This window comes from Flammeovirga aprica JL-4 (assembly GCF_012844305.1).
In the GTDB taxonomy this organism is placed as follows: domain Bacteria; phylum Bacteroidota; class Bacteroidia; order Cytophagales; family Flammeovirgaceae; genus Flammeovirga; species Flammeovirga aprica.
The window spans coordinates 123,449-143,898 of the sequence record NZ_JABANE010000003.1; the positions used below are offsets into that span (position 1 = coordinate 123,449).

The following is a 20,450-nucleotide window of genomic DNA, read 5'->3' on the forward strand; positions in this document are numbered from 1 at the left end:
TTTAGAAGTTAGCATTTAATTTAAATCCGAAAGTTCTTGGGATTGTTAAGTTGGCAAATTCAATACCTTGACCATTTCCACTTGTAAATGAAGATTCAGGATCTATATTATCAGTGTTTCTCCATAAATAGAATAAGTTGAATGCGTTGGCTGATAATGTAAGGTTACGTATTGGCGTTTTTCCAAGCAGTTCTTTTGAGAATCTATATGACAAAGTCACTTCTCTTAATTTCACAAAAGAGGCATCGTAAATAAAATGCTCTGAAATCCCTGCTACCGCTCCATAATATTGTTCTGGATCGATATTATCTGTAAATGGAGATCCATCTTCTCTTACCAATCCACCTGGATTCCATGTTTGGTTAGGATCATAAAACTCATCTCTTCCTGTCAATGTTGATTCATGCTTTCCTAAGTTATAAAGGTTCGATTCGGTTGAAGAATAAATCTCTCCACCCCATTTTGAATCAATCAAGAAGGAGAAGGATACATTTTTATATGTAAATGAATTTCTCAAACCGGCCATCCACGGTTGTACACCGTTACCAATAATATGAACACCATCATCAGCCACCGGTCTACCGCTGTCATCTACTATAATGCTATTGCTATCTGGGTGTCTTTTAAATTTCTTTCCGACAATCACACCGTAAGCTTCACCAGGAATTGCTTGAACGGATACACTACCTAATGATAATAACTGGAATGAATTTACACCTTCTGTCAGAGAAACAACCTCATTATCATTATAGGCCATATTTAATGTGATATCCCATGAGAAGTTATCATTCTGAATTGGCATATAATTCAACATCAATTCGATACCTGAATTATCAATCTGCCCTGCATTAATCAATGCTCTTTCAAATCCTGAGCCTTTAGAAATATCTACACCCAAAATCTGATTTACAGAAGATGATTTATACCATGCGAAATCCAATCCGAATCTATTTTCAAAGAATCGAAGGTCAATGCCCACCTCATAAGAAGTTTGAATTGCAGGTTTCAATGTACTATTCGGAATTTCTCCACCTTCTACATTACCAATATTCACCCCATTATGATTCCATCCATCTAGTCCGTATCTCAAATTAAGTTTATAAGGGTCAGTATCAGAACCAACTTGTGCTACTGAAGCACGAACTTTACCAAAGGAGAACCAATCCGGCATGGTCCAGTCCATATCTGAGAAGATCCATGACGCCGATAAAGACGGATAGAAGAATGAGTTATTATTCAATGGAAGTGTAGAAGACCAGTCATTTCTTGCAGAAACATCTAAAAATAGATAACCTTTATAACCTACCGAAGCTGTACCATAAACCGAAGCAATTGCTCTCTCACTCTTTCTGAAATCTTGGAACCTTGAAGAACCTGCTAGAGGATTTTGGAAGTCAATGGCTGTAAAATTCTCTGAACCTGAATCAGTATAATCTACTTCTTTATGCATGTAAGCACCTCCAGCATTGGCTGTAATATCAAAATCTCCAAACTGTTTATGAAACATCAAAAGAAAATCAAAGTTGTTTTCTCGATCGAGATTGGTTCTTTCAAAAGCTCTACCTTGAGAGAACCTTGGAGTGAATAATGGTTGTAATACATTCTGACGGAAGGTACTGTAATCTGTACCTCCTCTACCCATCAATTTTAAGTAATCAGTAAACTCATACGTCAAGCTCACCATACCGATTATTCTATCAAGCTTATCTTCATTGACCACTTCATTTAAAGTCCAGTAAGGGTTTTCATCATCATTATTATAACCTATTGGTCTCCCTGTTGTTGGATCTTTATAGTTCTTTAGCCATTCCTCTTTAATTGTATTCGGAATTTGCACAAAATTGGCCATGTAGTTATTCACCGAATTACCCATTTCCAGCCTGTTATGAGCTTGCTGATTGACATATGTTACTCTTGCATCTAAAGAAAGTTTATCATTAATCATCTTCGTTTTCCCTCTCAGGTTAAACGTATTCCTTTTATAAGTAGAATGATCCACTTGTCCTTTACTGTCCATGTTTCCGTAAGAAAAACGCACTGTAGATTTGTCATTGCTTGAAGTTAATGCAACGTTCGTATTCCATGTACGTCCAGTGTTGAAGAAACTTCTATAATTATCATAAGCACCTACAGGTCTTGTTACTCCATCAAAGAAACGCATTGACTGCCCGTTGATTTTCGGACCCCACATAGATGTTACAGATTTAGGATCTGAATCTGGAGGAAGCGTACCATTTGTACCTTGAGCGTATGTCTTTTGGTCTTTCGGCGTAATTCCCAAAGCATCAAATGTGACACCCACATTAAAATCAACTCCTAATGCTTTCCCTTTTGTCCCAGACTTCGTTGTAATCAAAACCACGCCATTAATTGCTCTAGAACCGTATAAAGCTGTTGCCGATCCACCTTTCAAAACTGACATTGATTCTATATCATCAGGGTTAATAGAAGATAAACCGTCACCAGTATTTACATCTCCTGAATCAGAACTATCACCTGCATCTTTCACTTGATTATTTGAAATTGGAACACCATCGACTACATAAAGTGGTTGGTTATTACCGCTCAAAACGGCATTTCCTCTGATCACTACTCTTGAGGAAGAGCCTGCTCCACCAGAAACGGGAGCGACTTGCACCCCTGCCACTTTACCTGAAAGGGAGTTCATCACATTGGCAGAATTACCGGCAGAACCTAGTTCTTCAGAATCTACCTCAGACATGGCATACCCCAGCGAACGTTCAGAACGTTCAATACCCAAGGCAGTAACTACCACTTCTTCCAATTCCTCTGCATCCACTTCCAAATCAACTGTTATATCAGAAGCAGAAGAAACATCCACCTCTTTTGAAGTATATCCTATAAATGAGAAGACTAGTGTATTTTGATCGTCTGTTAAAGAGATGGAAAATTTACCATCTAAATCTGTTACTGTACCAGAAGCTGTTCCTTTCACCAAAACATTTACTCCTGGTAGAGCTGAGCCGTCCGTTATGTCTTTTACAGTACCTGTCACCACTTTTTCCTGTGCCAACAAATTACCTTGCATGACAAGGACGCTAAGTAGCATTAGTAAGTATTTTTTCATTGTAAATTGAATAAGAAATAATTAGTTATAAATAATGATTAGACCTTTGTTTTTTTATGGTTTTACTTTGAGTTCATTAATTAAAATAGACTTTATTTTTTAATTCTCTAAGCCATTCAACTATTTATCAAACTCTTAAATCACTATTCAAAGATGAACTAGAACAATTCTAATCGCACCGAACTAAAAAGTTTAATTTAATGTTTCAGATGTGGTCAATATGAGATAATTCATTGTTATACGAATTGTTTTTAGCAAGACAATTATCTTAGAATAGTGATATTTTCTGTATACAAAAAAAGAGACCCGGCAAATTTTACCAGGTCTCATTAGTGTTCATCTATTAGTTTTAACCGTTTCCTGATTTCTCAGGCTCTCAGATTATTTTTTACTGTACCATTGTGGCACTGCGATGAAGTGAGTAGCTTCAGAAATTGAACCTCTCTGTCTTTGCATCGCTTGACCAACATTATTACCATTGGCGTTCAACTCCTTATTAGGGTAAGGGAAACGTGATGGTCTAGTATAATCAGTCACACCACCTCTATGTAATACTACTTCAAATGTTCCATCTACCGTTGCATCTGCATTTTCAACTGGATCTTTATCAAATGAAGGAAGATCATAATCTCTAGCTTCTGCAGGAACTACTTTATTCAAGAATGAAGGACCACCCGTACGGTTCACTAAAGAGAATGAATTGTAACCGTTTCCAATTTGAGACAACCAGTGTTCTGTCACTACAATATCACGCTTATCTGCAGCCGCATTATATCTTGCTACTGCATCGTTTACATATTGTGTTTTGTTCTCATTATGGTTGTAGTTAGCATCCGTTTGCTCCTTGTAAAGATTAGAGAAAGTATTCTCATAGTCTCCACCACCAAAACCAAGTGCATCGTATTTAGAGATGGCTAATTCTACACCTCTTCTGAATGCTTCTGCATCATTCACGCCGTAAGCAGGAATTGTTGAGGCTTCAGCAATTAAGAAAGCTACCTCATCAGCACCTATTACAATTGAAGGCATTGTTCTGTTGAACGTTGCTGGGTTCATACCTGCCAATGTAAGCAACTGACCTTGGTTTTCGAATGCATATGCTGCTCTTCCACCCGCGTTCTGATCTTTCCAGAAAGATGCCTGCTGTGTTCCGCCATCATCTTTCTTGTGGAATAAACCTCTGTTACCATCACCGTTGTCACCAAAACGAACACCTCTGAAGTGTACTTTCTTGAATTCACCTTCAGCACCTGCCTGAGCAAATGGATCAAAGTCATGGTACAATGAAGGGTTAGTAACTGCCTTGCTCACACCGCCAGTGTAATCACAGTGCGCTACAATTCTGAAAATACGAGGGTCATGATTAGCTTGCATGTATTTCAATGCTACATCTGAAAGGTAAGCATAAGAGAAACCACCTACTTGACCTTCAACCGCAATACCAACACCATTTACGTGCTGTCCCCAAGGACCACCTGCCTCAACGTGTCTTACGAAAGAAGCATCAGCCCATGATGTAATATAACCACCTTCATGCGTATAACCCATTTTGAAGATCTCAGCACCTCTTGAAGGTTTCGCTTCTGACATCAACATACCGATTTTGATCAGTAATGAGTTGGCTAATCTAGTGTATTGATCTTTTTTACCTGTAGAAGCATCATACGCATCATGTGAAGTGAATTTCTCATCAGAAGAAGCCATGATTGCCGTTCTTGCATTTACAAGGTCCGTTACCATCATTTCTAATACTTCCTCTTGAGATTCATATACAGGGTAGTAAATCCCTTCAGTGAAACCTTTACCGGCAGTAGAGTAAGGAATATCACCGTACAACTCTGTTGCGCGAAGCATATTCACTACTTTAATAATATCAAACTGAGCAATGTAGTGCTCGTTTCCTTCTGTTTGAGCAAGTCTCACCTTTGAATCCTCAATGTTCTTGATAATATCTTTGAACAATAATGAGAAGGTAGGTTCAGTATAACCATCATTGGTAGTGAATCCCATACCCGTTGAGTAAAGACAAGCTGTATTTTGAGCATAAGCTCCACCCATAATGATAGATGATCTCCAAGCCTCATGACCTGAAGCATACATTTTTGCTTGAGAAAAGGCCATGACGTGTTTTACATCGATGTCGTTTGATGTCCAAGGGTTGTCATTTATCTCTTCGAATCTGTGAGTACAACCCATTAGTGATGATGCAGCAACAGTAGCCGCTAATAATATATTTCTTAATTTCATTATTTCAACTTTTAGAAGTTAGCATTTAACTTGAAGTTCAATGTTCTTGGCAGTGCTAAAGTCGCTGACTCTACACCCGATACATTTCTTGAACTGAAACTTGCTTCAGGGTCAACATTTGGAGTGCTTTTCCATAAGTAACCTACGTTAAATGCTGAAGCAGTTAGGCTTAAGTTTTTGATTGGAGTCTTTTGAATCCATTGCTTAGGTAACATGTATGAAACTGAAACCTCTCTAAGCTTGATGAAAGATGCATCGTATAAGTTAAACTCTGCAATTCCTCCATAACGACCCCAGTACTGTTGTGGATCTACGTTACCTTCAAATTTCTCATAAGTAACATCTCCATTGTCTCCTTCCACTGCTGTGTAAAGATTACCAGGGTTCCAAGTACCTCCGCTGTAGAATTCTTCTCTTCCTGCTACAGTGTTTTCATGCTTACCAGAAGCATACATTGAAGCATTTGTTGAAGAGTAGATATCGCCACCAAACTTACCGTCAATAAGGATTGAAACGCTTAAGTTTTTATAGTTGAATGTGTTTCTCCAACCTGCCATCCAAGGCTGTACACCGTTACCGATGATTGAAGGCTCATCTTCTTGCATAATACGACCTTCGCCGTCTACTACAAACCCTCCTTCAGGTGTTCTTAATGCTTTCTTCGCTACTAATGCTCCGTAAGCTTGACCTGGGTTAGCTTGGATAGAAATTCCACCTGCTGAAGCGATTTCATAGAAATCTACGCCTTCTGTTAATGAAACTACTTCGTTGTAGTTATATGCTGCATTTACAGCTGTAGTCCATTTGAAGTTTCCTTTTTCAATTGCTTTGAAATCCATTGCAAATTCCCAACCTTTGTTCACAATCTCACCTGCGTTGATGATTGCTCTATCATATCCTGATACATCTGAAATAGATACTGGGATAATTTGATTTACTGAAGATGATGAGTAACGTGCAACATCAATTCCTAACTTATCATTGAATAATCTTAAGTCGATACCAAATTCATAAGAAGTTTGGATTGCTGGTTTCAAGTTGGCATTTGGAATATCATTACCTTTGATGTTACCGAAGTTTAAGCCGTTGTGATCCCAGTTATCAATGTCATATTGCAAGTACAAGCTATAAGGATCTGTTGCTGAACCAACTTGTGCCCATGAAGCTCTCAACTTACCAAATGATAACCATTCAGGAACACTCCAATCCATGTCTGAGAATACCCAAGTACCTGATAATGAAGGATACAAGAATGAGTTATTGTGCATTGGTAAAGTTGATGACCAGTCATTACGAACAGATGCGTCTAAGTATAAATAACCATTGTAACCTACTGAAGCTGTTGCATATAATGAAGTCATCATCATTTCATAAGTAGAGTACGCTTGGAATACATCACTACCTGCTCCAGGGTTTTGGAAATCAGATGATGAGAATTTTGATGATCCTACATCTGTGAAGTTTCTGATTTGATGTAAGTAAGCACCACCTGCGTTTACATTGATATCAAATTTACCTACTTTCTTATTGTATGAAACTAAGAAGTCTGAGTTCGATTCCATTTCAAGGCTTGTTCTTTCAAACGCTCTACCTTGTGGCTGCCATGGAGAATATAATGGATCTAAAACATTCAATCTCATAGCACTGTAATCAACACCTGTACGGCCTAAGATTTTTAAGTCTTCTGTGATATTATAAGTTACTGAAGCCATACCAACTACACGATTCAACTCATCCTCGTTTTTACGCTCGTGAATGTACCAGTAAGGGTTTTGCTCGTTATTTGTGTAACCAATTGGTCTTCCTAACTCATCTTTGTAATCTTTCAACCAGTGGTGTGAAATTGTAGAAGGCATACCGATCAACATTGACATGTATGAGTTTACTGAACTACCCATAACCAATCTATTATTCGCTTTTTGGTTTGTGTAGTTAAGACGAGCATCAACTTTAATTTTCTCACTCAATTTCACATCACCTTTAATTGAGAATGTGTTTCTCTTGTAAGTAGAGTTTTGAACCATACCTTTGTTATCCATATTTGAATAAGAGAAACGGATAGATCCTTTTTCTGTTGATCCATAAGCACTTACCGAAGTATTGCTCGTTAAACCTGTACGGAAGAAATCGTCATAGTTGTTGTAATACGTAAGTGCTCTTTCCTTACCGTCATAATAAGCTGTGTTTAATTGTCCTTCAATTTTAGGACCCCACATGCCTAATTGATCTCTATCTGATGCTAAACGGCCATCTGAACCGTTACCGTATACGCTTTGCTCATTTGGAGTGATACCCACAAAGTCTAAAGAGAATCCTTGTGAGAAATCAACACCTGATGATCCTTTTTTACCTGATTTTGTAGTAATTAAGATTACACCGTTGATCGCTCTTGAACCGTAAAGTGCTGTTGCTGAACCACCTTTCAATACTGACATTTCAGCAATATCATCTGGGTTTAAAGATGAAAGACCGTCACCTGTAGAGATATCTGACTCATCTCCATCACTACCATCTGCTAAGATATTATTTGAAATCGGAACTCCGTCAATTACATATAACGGTTGGTTATTACCACCTAACATAGCATTACCACGGATAATCACTTTTGAAGCAGAACCTGCACCATTTGAAGGAGTGATTTGTACACCTGCCACTTTACCAGATAATGAGTTCATCATGTTACCGGTAGCGGCACCGTTACCCATATCTTCCGCTTTTACACCTTGAACTGCATAACCAAGAGATCTCTCCTCTCTTTCGATACCTAAGGCTGTTACTACAACCTCATCAAGTTCCTCAGCATCAATCTCTAAACTTACATTTACGTTAGATGAAGAAGCAACATTTACTTCCTGTGATTGATAACCTATAAATGAAAATACTAATGTGTTTTGATCTTCTTTTAATAAAATCGTGAATTTACCATCAAGATCTGTCACAGAACCTAATGATGTACCTTTTACTAAGACGTTCACGCCTGGAAGTGGCGATTTATCAGCAGCGTCTTGAACTATACCAGTTACTGCTCGATCTTGAGCATAGGTGTTACCCAACATCCAAAGGATGCCCAATAACGTTAGTAGACATTTTCTCATGTTTGTCAAATGAATAGATTAGATACGAAAATAAAGTTCGATACATTAGGCATAGAGCGTCCCCTCTACCTGTCGTAGCTTAAGTTTTTTATAAAAATTTAAATTCAGAAAGATGAATTTCTGTGTTGTCAGAAGATTGATCTAAATATATAACATTGCTACTCTTCCGTTACATTTCAAAGAAAATACTCCTTGAAATTTGAAAAATAGAGTGACTATTCCGCCTTTTTTAAAAGCGGATCCAATAAATAAACAGAAGGTAGTTTTTGATTATATAATAGGTTCTTTTAATTCATTTCATTTCATAATTTGACAGCTCTTAAATCACCTCAACTCCCTCATTTACAAACGGTCTCAGCAACTCGGAGGTAGGATTTAATTCTGTAATTATTGTATTTACATGCTTTAGCTTCACACCCAAGAAAGGTTGTGCCGTCATCAGTTTGTCTGAAGCCGCCACTGAAATCACTTTTCTTGAAGCATTTGCCATAGCTCCTTTCACTTCTACTTCTTCTCTATCAATATCAGTAATACCACGGTTGACGTCAATACTTCTTGTTCCCATAAAGCATAAATCTGCTTTGATGTCTGAAAGCTCATTGATCACTGAATAACCTACAGTAACCAAAGCGTTTGGAAGCAATTTACCTCCCAAGAAATAAACATCAAGAAAACGATAAGGTGCCAGACTTGTAGCAATAGGCAAACAGTTTGTGATAATGGTCGCTTTCAAGTCTTTTGGCAACTTTTTCGTAATCTCCAAATTGGTGGTACCACCGTCAATCAAAATCACTAAATCATCTTTGATCAAAGAAATTGCCTTGTCAGCAATCACCTCTTTCTTTGCTTTGGAGTACACCTCTCTATCCTCATAACTAAATGGGATATAAGTGGATACATCAGCATGGTTTTCAGTGTTGTCTGCATTTTTCACAGCTCCACCGTGCACCCTTCTGATTTTTCCAGAGTCAGACAACTCTCTCAGATCTCTTCTAATTGTATCTTCCGATACATTTAAGGAGATACTTAACTCAGATGACAAAACTTTGTTGTTTTTTCTGATCTCATCCAAGATAAATTGTTGTCTTTCTTCTTTTAGCATTTTTTATTAGATAAAGTGTTTTGATTACACCACAAACATAACAAAACACGCATAAACACGCAAACACTAACGCGATTATCTTCATTAATAAATGTAAATAATTACAACTTTTTATTATTCTAACTTACAAATAATAGAAACACGCATGTTTATTTAAGAAATCACGTATGCTATGTTAAATATACTTTAGATAATAAATAACTAATAATCAATTATTTACACAAATAATCAACAAAAACGCAACTCGTCATTAACAAGCATAAACGTGCAGATATAAAAAAAGGAAAGCATTTCGGCTCTCCTTCTTAATATATTTTAACAAAATAAATTAACTCAAGACAGCAAATTTTTCATGCGACTCTAAGTAATCCTTCACTTGTTCCATCAACCACATCGGAGTAGAAGTTGCACCAGAGATACCTACTTTATCACCTACATTAATCCATGATAAGTCAATCTCATTCTCATTTTCTACAAAATAACTTCTCGGGTTATTTTTCAAGCACACATTATAAAGTGCCTTACCGTTGGACGATTTCTTACCACTCACAAAGATGATAACATCCATCTCTCCTGAAAACTTCACCATTTGAGGCTCTCGATTGGAAACTTGTCGGCAAATGCTGTCATTGGCATTAAAAAGCGTTTCATGTGCGCCTTCTCCATGCACCTCATCTATTCTTTTTTCAATTTCAGCTTTTAACTCATAAAACCCTTTTGTGGATTTAGTAGTCTGGCTAAACAATGTCACTGGCTGATTGAAATCTACTAATTTCAGATCTTCGATTCCTGTTACAATAATACAGTTATCGCCTGTCTGCCCCGTAAGACCAATCACCTCTGCGTGCCCTGGCTTACCATAAATGACTAGCTGTCCTTCTTTGCTAGATGTTTTATCATATGCATTTTTTACACGGTTCTGCAGTTTCAAAACAACCGGACAAGATGCATCAATTAATTCAATATTGTTTTCAATGGCAGTTCTATAAGTGGCAGGAGGCTCACCATGCGCTCTAATTAATACTTTGCAGTCACTCAGTTCTTTTAACTGCTCACGGTCAATCACCACCAAACCTTTTTCACGTAGACGTTTGACCTCCATATCATTATGAACAATATCTCCTAAACAGTACAGTTTTCCAGAGTCGTCCATTTCTTCCTCTGCCATTTGAATGGCAAACTCAACGCCGAAGCAGTAGCCTGATTTATGATCTATAGTAACTTCCATTAGTGTATTTTTTATTTGAGAACATTGCAAATTTAAGAACTTTAATTGAGTGAATTAAAAAATTTACTCTTCCGTAATGAATTTTTCAATTTTATTTAATTCTCCTCTTTTCACTTCTTTTAAATCGTATTCTGCAGCAGACAGCACTTCTATCAAATACTGCATTGCTTTTTCAGGAAATGCGGTTTCTCCACAGGTGTAAAAATCTACGGAAACAAACTGATGCTCAGGCCATGTGTGTACTGCAAAATGACTTTCTTGAATAACTACTACTCCAGAAACCCCATAAGGTGAAAAATGATGAAAAACGGACTGTACAATAGTTGCATTTGCCGCTAATGCCGCCTTTTCCATTATCTCTTTCATGGCTTCCGGGCTGTTAAGTGCTTCATGATTGCAGGCATACAATTCACCTAAAAGTTGCTTCCCTAAAAAAATTTCTTCTCCTTTATAAAAACTCATTTAATTTATATCCTAAAGTTATAAAACAGATGCTCAACAAATTTGTTTGTATTTTTTTCCTTTTTCTCTTGACAAACAGCTGTAACAAAAAACAAGAAACGGTCACTTTATTATATACGGTTCCTTTGGTCATTGATACTAAAATGGATGAAATTATTCACTCTATGATCAAAAAAAAGATAGCACAAGACAAATACTGGCAATCTATTGCTGATTTATCTGATTCTTCTTTTGTGGAATTGATTAAACTAGACAGCATGTTTGTACTTGACATCCGCTATGCGACGTCCAACAACTTCACAAAAAAAGTGCTCTACCCCTGTCCCAAAGCAATGCTTCGTAAAAAAGTGGCTTTACAGCTTATAAAGGTACAACATGAACTTCTTAAAAAGGGTTATAGATTGAAATTATTTGATTGTTACCGCCCATTAAGTGTACAATGGAAAATGTGGAATGTCTATCCTGACCGCCGTTATGTTGCTGATCCTAGAAAAGGTTCATGGCATAACAGAGGCTCGGCTGTCGATTTAACACTTTGTACCATGGATGGAAAACAGGTAGAAATGGGCACACCGTATGATTTTTTTGGGAAAGAAGCTTGGCCGGCCTATCAGGATTTACCTCCAAAGGTATTAGAACATAGGCGATTACTGGCGGACACAATGTGGAAACACGGCTTTGGCCCCACCTCCACAGAATGGTGGCATTACTCTTACAGATTCATGAATTTTGAAGTTTCTGATCACTCTCTAGAATGTGAATAAAAAGAAAAAAATTAAAAATTCCATAATAAGGTACTGATCACTAATAATTTATAAAATAATTTCATACATTGTTAAAACAAAAGAGGAGGGCTTTTAGTCACCGTCTTTTCCATCTAAATATGTTATACTGTTAATCATGAACAATCGCTTCCAACATGATTGTATTTAAAAATGAATCAGCATTTGTGGAATGGAACACCACCACAAATACTATTATTTGTAACTGGAAAGCTGTTACTAATACTAATGAAATGGAAGAAGTAATTCTATCCATTGTTGAAATCAAAAACGAGAATGAAATTAAAAACTATGTATCCAATCGAAGTCACTTAAATTATTCGTGGTCGGGATTGCCCGAATGGAACCTGTTTTTGAATACAGATTCTACCTCATTAAAGAATTTTGAGGATGTTTATATTATCGACCCCAACACCCAAAGCAATGAGAAATTGAAAGACTCACTAGAAACCATCACCGATAGTGTCAGTCAAGAATTTGACTATAAAACCTTCCGCAATTACAAGGTTTACCAAAGTATTGCAGAAGGATATGTCATAAAATAACAGAAGGCCTGCTCTCACAAGCAGGCCTTTTTTATGAATTCATCAATCTTTTCTGTTTTTTTCCTTCAAATAATCATAGATGCGTTCTTGCGAACCACGATCATAAGAACTGCGATTTGTAAAAACTTCATTCGTCTGATCTGCATCTATCATCCTCCCTTTTACATTATCCTCCCACTGCATCTGCATAATATCTCTGATGATCTGACTATTTTCTTTTTCTACAACAGGAGCAACAACCTCAATACGGTGATCAATATTTCTCGTCATCCAATCTGCAGAGCCAATAAACATTTTCTCTTCATCTCCTGATCCAAAAATATAAACTCTTGAATGCTCTAAAAAACGATCAATAATACTCACCACTTCAATGTTCTCACTCTGCCCCTTTATACCAGGCACTAAACAGCAAATTCCTCTCACAATCAATCTGATTTTCACCCCCTCATTACTTGCCTTATACAAATGCTTGATCATTTTATGATCTTCAATGCTATTGAGTTTTAGAAAAATAAAGCCCTCCATCCCTTGTTTTACTTTCTTGATCTCTTTGTCTACCAATTTTGTAAAACTCGTTCTTGAAGTAAAAGGAGAAACCAGCAAGTTCTTGATTTTCGGAACAATCAACTCCCCCTCTAAGATGCTAAATACCTGACGCACCTCTTCCGTCAGTGCTGTTCTAGCTGTCAGCAAGCCAAAGTCAGTATAAATTGATGCTGTTTTCTCATTAAAATTACCTGTGCCGATATAGGCAAACTTTTCATTGGTTGCGCCTTTTTCTATATATAGTATCTTTGAGTGTACTTTGATACCTGGAAAACTGTACCTTACTCTCGCTCCTGCATCTTCTAATCTTTTTCCCCATTTGATATTGTTTTCCTCGTCAAAACGGGCTTTGGTTTCTATAAACACAAATACTTTTTTACCATTTTCAACGGCTCTCAGCAATGCTTTCGCAATTTTAGAATCAGAAGACACTCTATATAAAGTAATCTTTATAACCGTCACCTCTTTATCCTCTGCCGCTTCTTCAATCCATTTTAAAATACCATCATAGGACTCAAAAGGGAAATGGAGCATTCTTTCTTTCTCCTTAATCACAGAGAAAACCGACGTTCCTGTTTTGATATAATCGGGGTCGATAGGTGGTAATTTCTTATGCTCTAAAACGTCACCGATTGGATTAGGGAAACCGAAGAAATCTTTCATTTTATGATTTTCGCCCCCATACACTATGTCTGTGTCGTTGATATCAAGCACTGTCTGCAATTGCTCATTCGTGGCTTTATCAACTTTAGCGTCAATCAAAGCTCTAGTAATCTGACCAACATTACGGTTGGACAATGAGTTTTTAATTTTATCTAAAAGATTACCTGAATATTCATCTTCAATGTAAAGCTCCGCATCTCTTGAAACCTTAAGTTCAAAGAAAACTTTATCATACGTTTCTTTTAAATAAACTTTCAAAATATCATCTATGTAAGCGATCTTATGTCCATCTTCTGACGGCAATTCAATAAACCTGCTTTCTTCAGGCACTTTCACGCACATAATTCCTCCCTCTGGCTGTGCCGTAATCAAGTATAATTTTTCATTTTCAATAAATAAACACTCTTCTTCCGTAGAAAAATTATCTTTAATCACTAAAGGTTCTTTCAGTTTATTTTCAATGAAATCTATTGCAAAATCCTTATACTGCCCACTGATTTCGTTGGTAGAGACAATATGAATTCCTAATGCATTTAATTCAGGTATAATTTCATTTCTAAAAATATTTCCCAGCAGTTGCCCTTGTCTGTTGACCTCCTGTTTGATTTCTTTCAGTAACTTATTGGGCTTAGTGATCAGCTTTTTTCTTAATTCTTTATCTAAATTTTTAATTTGACGAATATCAGAAACCCTTACCTTAAAAAATTCATCAAGGTTGGACGAGTAAATCGCTAAAAATTTAATTCTCTCAAATAATGGGTTTTGTTTGTCTTGAGCCTCTTGTAGAACTCTTGCATTAAATCGGAGCCATGATAAGTCGCGATTAAAAAAAGTATATTTCATAGTTTATTTCTCTCAAATTGAAGGTTGAATAACAATAATAAAGCATATACGGAAAATGTCCTCATTTTGGTTATTACCAAAGCGTTAAAATATACAATAAAAAAAGGTTTCAACATCCTTTTGAGACATTGAAACCTTTCTAAGTATCATGCAGTTTGCACTGCGGTATTGCTATTTACCTAACATTAAGCTTTTCAACTTCTTATCAGCAGGCTTGTTGCCTAACCAAATACCGAAAAGTGCCTTCTGGAATTCTTCTCCTTCAACTGTCGTTAACAACTTACCATTTTTGTAAGCTTTTAATTCCTTTCCTGAAGTCACAAACTTGAAAATGTCACCTACTTCAATTTCCTCACCGAATACGGCAATAAAACTATCAATTTCAGATTGTAAGGTAGGAAGTTTGTCTCCTAATGAATTTTTAAATCCAGCTCTTACTGTTTCTTCCATTTTTTCAGCTGTAATCAAACTTGAAATGATATCAAGCTGGATCATTTTCATTTTGTTGCTGTATAAAACTTTATTCGCATCTGAAGATTTTTCAGCTAAATAAAGACTTCCTACATACAATGACAAGAAGTACTTTGATCTTACACCTGCACCATTAAGCTGCAATTTTGTTCCCGCTTCATCTACTGAGTTTTGAAGCACAACATCTGAAATTTCTGTAGTTTGTGCACTGACAGTTACCATAGACGCAACCGTAAGTAAAAATGCGATAAATGCTCTTTTCATCTTATTTTAATTCTAAAAAGTGTGTTTAAAGGTTTCGAAGGTCCACTTTTTTTATGGGACCGCAATGTATTGTTTTGGAAAGATAACAAAAATTTATTTATGAATAAACGTTCACGATTAAACTCTTATTGTATCTTTATTCGCTAATTTTATTTCAAGCCATTTCACAAAACGATCCAGCAACTTGTAATACAACGCGACAAACAATAGAATGTACATCACCCAAAGAATAACAATATTAAACCAGAATGTTTTATGGTACTGACCAAAGAAATGCTTTGTCGGTGCAAAAAAGTGTGTTCTGAAATCAAATAGCCCGCTTGCCTCTGTTGGAGCATGATAGATCGGATAGATTCTCTGCACCAGTTTTGAACCGTACTCTACAATTCTTTTTTCAGCTATGGTATTTTTTACAAATTCTGATACTTTATCATTGGTATACAGATCTTTTAAGTAAAGGTATTTCTCCTTTCCATATTTTTCCAAGAGCTCCTGCACCTTCGCTTCTTTCTGCTTTTTCCAGTAGATATAAGCCATGTTAACGTGCTCTCTAGCATCTAAAAAGAGCTGATGCAACTTATTGGCATCGGCCAAAGTGAATTTATCAGGGTTAAAATCCAACTCAAAATCAAGCTCTGCACCGTATACATCTTCATTTTTAAAATGCTTGCATTCATTAGAAAGTAAAACCAGATTATCTTCAAATTTAGAACGGGTTACTTTCCCCTCTTCTTTATTATGAAGATACAGTTTACATTTTTCCAATTTGCTTATTAAAGTAGGAATATAATAAGTCCTCAAATAATCAGCAGAGTGGATTTCTGTATCTAATTCAAAGAAATGTTTTTCAAATAAATTATCTGAAAACTGCTCTACCATCAACCCTTCAAAGGCCCATCTTGAAGCCATCATTTCACCTACCAATGGCACTTTTCCTTCTCGGTTTTTAAATACTGGGTTGATATTGGCATATTGTACCACTACACCTCCCAATAATAATTGTGGAATCAGGATAATCGGAATCAAAATATAAACAGTAGCCACTGATTTGAAGGCACTTGAAACGTTCAATCCTATCATATTAGCCACACATGCCGTAGAAAAAAGCATTAGAAAATACTCCAGATACATCCCTCCAATACCCATTATGGTATTACCAATCAACACGAAAACCAGTACCTGTACGGCTGACATCCCTGATAGAATTGCCATTTTTGAACATAAATATGAAATCCTGCTCAAAGAAAGATAGACTTCTCTTTTCCGTATTTTCCGGTCTTTGATGAGTTCTTCCGCACTGATCATTAAACCAAGGAAGAGGGCCACAATCACAGCCATAAAGATATAAGAGGGCATGTTCATGTTTTCCCTGAATACATAATTCACTCGATTTCCTAATTCATCTAAATGATAAAAATAGACAATCAGTGACAGCATTAGAGCGAGCAATGGCGCCTGCAACAGGTTCACCACTAAATACTGTTTATTATTAAGTTTTGTATTAAGATCCCTCAGTACAAAGATTTGAAACTGCTTAATTTTTGAAGGCAGATCCAGCACACTTTTAGGTGGTTCTTTTACCGTTTCTATTTTCGGCACCTTCACATATTCCTTATAACGCTCAAACCAGTATTCTGGCTTCCACTTTCTCTTTCTGGTTCTTCGGCCGTATTCGTCCAGTACTTTGGATTCAATAATCTCAAATACTTCCTCAGAATCTACATTGCCACATCTTGTACATTCACTCTCCACATCCGCATACCTCGCTTCTTCTTTGAAGTAGCTTACAGCAGTAACAGGGTTGCCATAGTACACAGGATAACCTCCCACATCCAATACCAACAACTTATCAAACATTTTGTAGATATCTGATGAAGGCTGATGTATCACAACAAAGATCAGCTTCCCTCGGTTAGTTAACTGACGAAGCAGATCAATCACATTTTCAGAATCTTGAGAAGATAAACCAGAAGTAGGTTCATCTACAAAAAGTACACTTGGCTCTCTTAGTAGCTCAAGACCAATATTTAATCGTTTACGCTGACCTCCACTGATCGTTTTCTCCAGAGGATTACCGACTTTCAGGTCTTTTACGGCATAAAGACCCAAATTCTCTATCGTTCTCATGATGATCTTCTCGACCTCTTCATGATCAGAATGAGCAAAACTGAGTTTGGCGGCATAATACAAATTCTCATACACTGTCAGTTCCTCTATCAATAAGTCATCTTGAGGAACATACCCCAGCACACCTTTTACTTCCTCTGGTTTTTTATGAATATCAATGCCATTGATCAGCACCTCACCTTGTTTTGGCTTGTGAGTACCGTTCAATACATTGAGTAAAGTCGACTTTCCTGAACCACTAGCTCCCATCAAAGCCACCATATTTCCGCCTTCTTCTATGACATCAATATCATGCAGACCTTGCTTCTTGCCAAAAAAGTAATTGATTTTTTTCGCTTCAAATGAAATGGGATCAGTAGACTCACTTCCAATAAAAATGGCTGCAATTTCAGAATGGTAAAGATTTAATGAGCCGCCATTAGCTGTATTGATACGAATCACGCCACCCACATCCAGAGGATACGCTCTTCCGGTACGCATTCTTTCACCATTGATAATGAATATCTGTCCCTTTTTGGTAGTTCTTACAAAGTACATTCTTGCCAAAGGCATGTAAAGTACAGCAAGCGGAACATCTACTTCTTTTCTATAAAGGTGCTTTCCTTCTGTTTCAAAATCTTTTTGATTGGTAATAGCCAAGCAACCTTCAATCTCTGACAGTTTCTGAATATCATTGGTATTCATAAAACTCTGCATTCTATCCAATCTGTTAAAATCCAGGTTGAATGCATCGCAGATCACTCTCATAATGGCTTGCTCATCTTCAGAGAAAACGCCATTAGAATAAGCCAATTCCAAAAGGTCTATCACCATTACAATACGCTGCCTCAAAGTCAGATCTCTAGCGGCTGAAAGAGCAATTGAACGAATCAGCTCTTCATCGACATTCTGTCTTGCCTGAAGCTCAAAAATTTCAACGTATGTATTGGTATTACTTTCGTGAAGTGTATTTTTTAAGTATTCTTCTAAAATCTCCAGTGCCTCATCAATAGATCCGTCAGCACAGGCCATAATTGCAAAAAGTTTTGTAAGAGATTTTAATACTTTCTCATTCATAAGTAAGATTGTTTCGTAATGCTGAAATAGGATGCTTACGTCGTCATTCAGTTGTTGTAATAGTACTATAAAGAAACAAAAAAAGTCCTGTGTTTTCAAACACAGGACTCTTAAAAATGATGGTTTCTAAAAAACTATTCAGAAACTGTCATTGTTCTTAATTTTTCTACGATTGTTGAAATACCTTTCAAGTCGTCAGCTTTTAATTGATAACCACCTTTGTTGTCTTTCAATTTCTCATCAAAATTAAGCTTGTCATATTCTGCTTGTAATGCTTTGAATGCTTTAGCATACTCTACAGCTTTATCACCACCATTTTGCAACGGTGCTAAAATTTCTACAATTGCATCGATAGAAGAACGTTGCTTTGCAATAGAAGACATCAAGTCTACTAATAAAGCGTCTCTAGCTGCTTCAGGAAGGTCTGCAGGTGCGTTGTGCACTAAACCTAATGAAATGTGCAATGCTTCTAATGTAGTACCTGTCACGATCAACGCCGCCACATCATACTGTGAATTAGTATTTAAGAATTGCTTTACTTTTCCTTCAGAAGATGAAATCACTTTCAACATCGCTTCCTTATCTGACAGCGATTTCTCTAGCTTCTCGCTTAAGTCCTCACCCATTGCTTGAGAGATACCCAACTTATCTGATAAAGTTTTAGCAGTAGTGAAGTAATCAATTGCTTCCTGCGCTTTACCAAATGCTGATAAGTAAGCAATATCTGAAAGGTAAACACCAAAGTTCAATGCTGAAGATGCTTCAGTCAATGTGTAAGATGTTGCACTCTCTCTCTTATTTAAAAGAGTAGCATCAAACTCAGCACCACTTCTTTCTAATAATACAGGAATTGCTGTAGGCTCAGGGGCATTATTAAGAATAATGTTGAAGTCAGCTTTTGTTGCTTTTTGAGCTGCAATTTCTTTCTTTGCCTCTTCTTTCTTCTGTGCAGTTTCAGATGAACCACCACATGCTACAAGAGAAGTTGCTAAACCACATGCTAAAGCTACTTTCCCTAATTGCTTGAATTGTGAGCTGAATGTCATAATTTATAAAGTTCGATCAGGTTTGTCTAAAAAATTTTATGCTCAAAAATAATTGTAAATATTATATATCAAAACAATTCATTCATAAAAAGATTATTTTAAGTCAGATGATGTTAAGTACCAACACAAAACAAATGAAATTTTCCACTTGTCACTCTTCTTATTCTTGATCATTATACCACAGTTATACGTCGCAAATCTCTATAGGTCGCATTGAAAAATAATAACTTGAAAATTCTCATTTTTTCTACCCGAGTACTTATCTTTGCTTTATGGAAAACGAATTAGGTTTTATCTCACAAATGTTTGATACTTTGTATCTATTTCCAGAGGAATTGGAAGATATAGAGATCCCTGAGGAAGAGTTAGAGAAGGAAGAAGAGAAAGCTGTAGAAAAAACGGCAGAGGTGGAAAAAACACCTGCTATCACCCCAAAAAAGGTCATTCGGAAGCAATTACCTACGGATTATTATGGGGAGAATAAAAGGAATATTGTCATTTTTATCGAACATAGTGGTGTAGATATTTTCAGAAGCAAAGAGTTTCAGTTATTGCTCAAAATATTAGGTGCCTTACAACTTACATTACAGGAAGTTGCCGTGATCAATGTGCTAGAGCAAAAAGACAATCTGGATACTTTGGTCAAAAAATTACAACCTAAGTTCTTCCTTTATTTTGTCAATCAGAACGAAAGCCCTCTTTCAGGTGAAAAAGTTGCAAAGTACATTCCTACAGAAATAGATGGTCATCAAGCTGTTGCTGCGGATGGTCTTACAAAACTGTTATTGGATGTTGAGAAGAAAAGAGATTTATGGATGGCTTTAAAAGCTTTATTTGAATTATAGGCTTTAATCCTTTCCACTAATAATACAAAAAGTCCTATTT

13 protein-coding genes are annotated in these 20,450 nt (G+C 36.6%); 3 read left to right on the forward strand and 10 right to left on the reverse strand.

Going from position 1 to position 20,450, the window contains the following annotated elements; genetic code table 11:
• Position 1: 1 nt before the first annotated feature.
• From HHU12_RS01925 to speD, 6 genes are all read right to left on the reverse strand, one after another.
• On the reverse strand, positions 2-3,088 hold the full coding sequence (locus tag HHU12_RS01925) for a SusC/RagA family TonB-linked outer membrane protein (RefSeq protein WP_169654457.1): 3,087 nt from the start codon (positions 3,086-3,088) through the stop codon (positions 2-4).
• 381 nt (positions 3,089-3,469) lie between these two features.
• Positions 3,470-5,335, reverse strand: coding sequence for a SusD/RagB family nutrient-binding outer membrane lipoprotein (locus HHU12_RS01930; RefSeq protein WP_169654458.1), 1,866 nt, complete (start codon positions 5,333-5,335; stop codon positions 3,470-3,472).
• An 11-nt stretch (positions 5,336-5,346) separates the two neighbouring features.
• A complete protein-coding gene (locus HHU12_RS01935; RefSeq protein ID WP_169654459.1) occupies positions 5,347-8,430 on the reverse strand; it encodes a SusC/RagA family TonB-linked outer membrane protein in 3,084 nt (1,027 codons plus the stop codon).
• A gap of 319 nt (positions 8,431-8,749) precedes the next feature.
• Positions 8,750-9,532, reverse strand: coding sequence for a DeoR/GlpR family DNA-binding transcription regulator (locus tag HHU12_RS01940; RefSeq protein ID WP_169654460.1), 783 nt, complete (start codon positions 9,530-9,532; stop codon positions 8,750-8,752).
• 328 nt (positions 9,533-9,860) lie between these two features.
• Positions 9,861-10,760: a 4-hydroxy-3-methylbut-2-enyl diphosphate reductase gene (locus tag HHU12_RS01945; protein ID WP_169654461.1), complete on the reverse strand. Its 900-nt coding sequence runs from the start codon at positions 10,758-10,760 to the stop codon at positions 9,861-9,863.
• A 63-nt stretch (positions 10,761-10,823) separates the two neighbouring features.
• On the reverse strand, positions 10,824-11,222 hold the full coding sequence (speD, locus tag HHU12_RS01950; RefSeq protein WP_169654462.1) for an adenosylmethionine decarboxylase: 399 nt from the start codon (positions 11,220-11,222) through the stop codon (positions 10,824-10,826).
• 29 nt (positions 11,223-11,251) lie between these two features.
• On the opposite strand from speD, the gene HHU12_RS01955 reads away from it, so the two are divergent.
• Both HHU12_RS01955 and HHU12_RS01960 read left to right on the forward strand, forming a co-directional pair.
• Positions 11,252-11,986: a M15 family metallopeptidase gene (locus tag HHU12_RS01955; protein WP_205959747.1), complete on the forward strand. Its 735-nt coding sequence runs from the start codon at positions 11,252-11,254 to the stop codon at positions 11,984-11,986.
• 155 nt (positions 11,987-12,141) lie between these two features.
• The gene (locus HHU12_RS01960) at positions 12,142-12,549 is read left to right on the forward strand and encodes a hypothetical protein (RefSeq protein WP_169654463.1); all 408 of its coding nucleotides are present in this window, start codon (positions 12,142-12,144) and stop codon (positions 12,547-12,549) included.
• Between the two features lie 42 nt (positions 12,550-12,591).
• Here HHU12_RS01960 and ppk1 read toward each other — a convergent pair whose 3' ends face one another.
• From ppk1 to HHU12_RS01980, 4 genes are all read right to left on the reverse strand, one after another.
• Positions 12,592-14,601, reverse strand: coding sequence for a polyphosphate kinase 1 (ppk1, locus tag HHU12_RS01965; RefSeq protein ID WP_169654465.1), 2,010 nt, complete (start codon positions 14,599-14,601; stop codon positions 12,592-12,594).
• 171 nt (positions 14,602-14,772) lie between these two features.
• The gene (locus HHU12_RS01970; protein WP_169654467.1) at positions 14,773-15,336 is read right to left on the reverse strand and encodes a chalcone isomerase family protein; all 564 of its coding nucleotides are present in this window, start codon (positions 15,334-15,336) and stop codon (positions 14,773-14,775) included.
• Between the two features lie 117 nt (positions 15,337-15,453).
• Positions 15,454-18,519, reverse strand: coding sequence for an ATP-binding cassette domain-containing protein (locus HHU12_RS01975; RefSeq protein WP_169654470.1), 3,066 nt, complete (start codon positions 18,517-18,519; stop codon positions 15,454-15,456).
• Positions 18,520-18,653: 134 nt separating this feature from the next.
• Entirely contained in the window at positions 18,654-19,565 is a 912-nt protein-coding gene (locus tag HHU12_RS01980; RefSeq protein ID WP_169654472.1) for a hypothetical protein, read from the reverse strand.
• Between the two features lie 272 nt (positions 19,566-19,837).
• On the opposite strand from HHU12_RS01980, the gene HHU12_RS01985 reads away from it, so the two are divergent.
• Positions 19,838-20,410, forward strand: a complete 573-nt coding sequence (locus HHU12_RS01985) for a hypothetical protein (RefSeq protein ID WP_169654474.1) — start codon at positions 19,838-19,840, stop codon at positions 20,408-20,410.
• Positions 20,411-20,450 lie beyond the last annotated feature (40 nt).

Excerpts from the sequence above, each read along its gene's own strand:
- HHU12_RS01925 (WP_169654457.1), bottom strand. The coding sequence starts at position 3,088 with ATGAAAAAATACTTACTAATGCTACTTAGCGTCCTTGTCATGCAAGGT.
- HHU12_RS01930 (WP_169654458.1), bottom strand. The coding sequence starts at position 5,335 with ATGAAATTAAGAAATATATTATTAGCGGCTACTGTTGCTGCATCATCA.
- HHU12_RS01935 (WP_169654459.1), bottom strand. The coding sequence starts at position 8,430 with ATGAGAAAATGTCTACTAACGTTATTGGGCATCCTTTGGATGTTGGGT.
- HHU12_RS01940 (WP_169654460.1), bottom strand. The coding sequence starts at position 9,532 with ATGCTAAAAGAAGAAAGACAACAATTTATCTTGGATGAGATCAGAAAA.
- HHU12_RS01945 (WP_169654461.1), bottom strand. The coding sequence starts at position 10,760 with ATGGAAGTTACTATAGATCATAAATCAGGCTACTGCTTCGGCGTTGAG.
- speD (WP_169654462.1), bottom strand. The coding sequence starts at position 11,222 with ATGAGTTTTTATAAAGGAGAAGAAATTTTTTTAGGGAAGCAACTTTTA.
- HHU12_RS01955 (WP_205959747.1), top strand. The coding sequence starts at position 11,252 with ATGCTCAACAAATTTGTTTGTATTTTTTTCCTTTTTCTCTTGACAAAC.
- HHU12_RS01960 (WP_169654463.1), top strand. The coding sequence starts at position 12,142 with ATGATTGTATTTAAAAATGAATCAGCATTTGTGGAATGGAACACCACC.
- ppk1 (WP_169654465.1), bottom strand. The coding sequence starts at position 14,601 with ATGAAATATACTTTTTTTAATCGCGACTTATCATGGCTCCGATTTAAT.
- HHU12_RS01970 (WP_169654467.1), bottom strand. The coding sequence starts at position 15,336 with ATGAAAAGAGCATTTATCGCATTTTTACTTACGGTTGCGTCTATGGTA.
- HHU12_RS01975 (WP_169654470.1), bottom strand. The coding sequence starts at position 18,519 with ATGAATGAGAAAGTATTAAAATCTCTTACAAAACTTTTTGCAATTATG.
- HHU12_RS01980 (WP_169654472.1), bottom strand. The coding sequence starts at position 19,565 with ATGACATTCAGCTCACAATTCAAGCAATTAGGGAAAGTAGCTTTAGCA.
- HHU12_RS01985 (WP_169654474.1), top strand. The coding sequence starts at position 19,838 with ATGGAAAACGAATTAGGTTTTATCTCACAAATGTTTGATACTTTGTAT.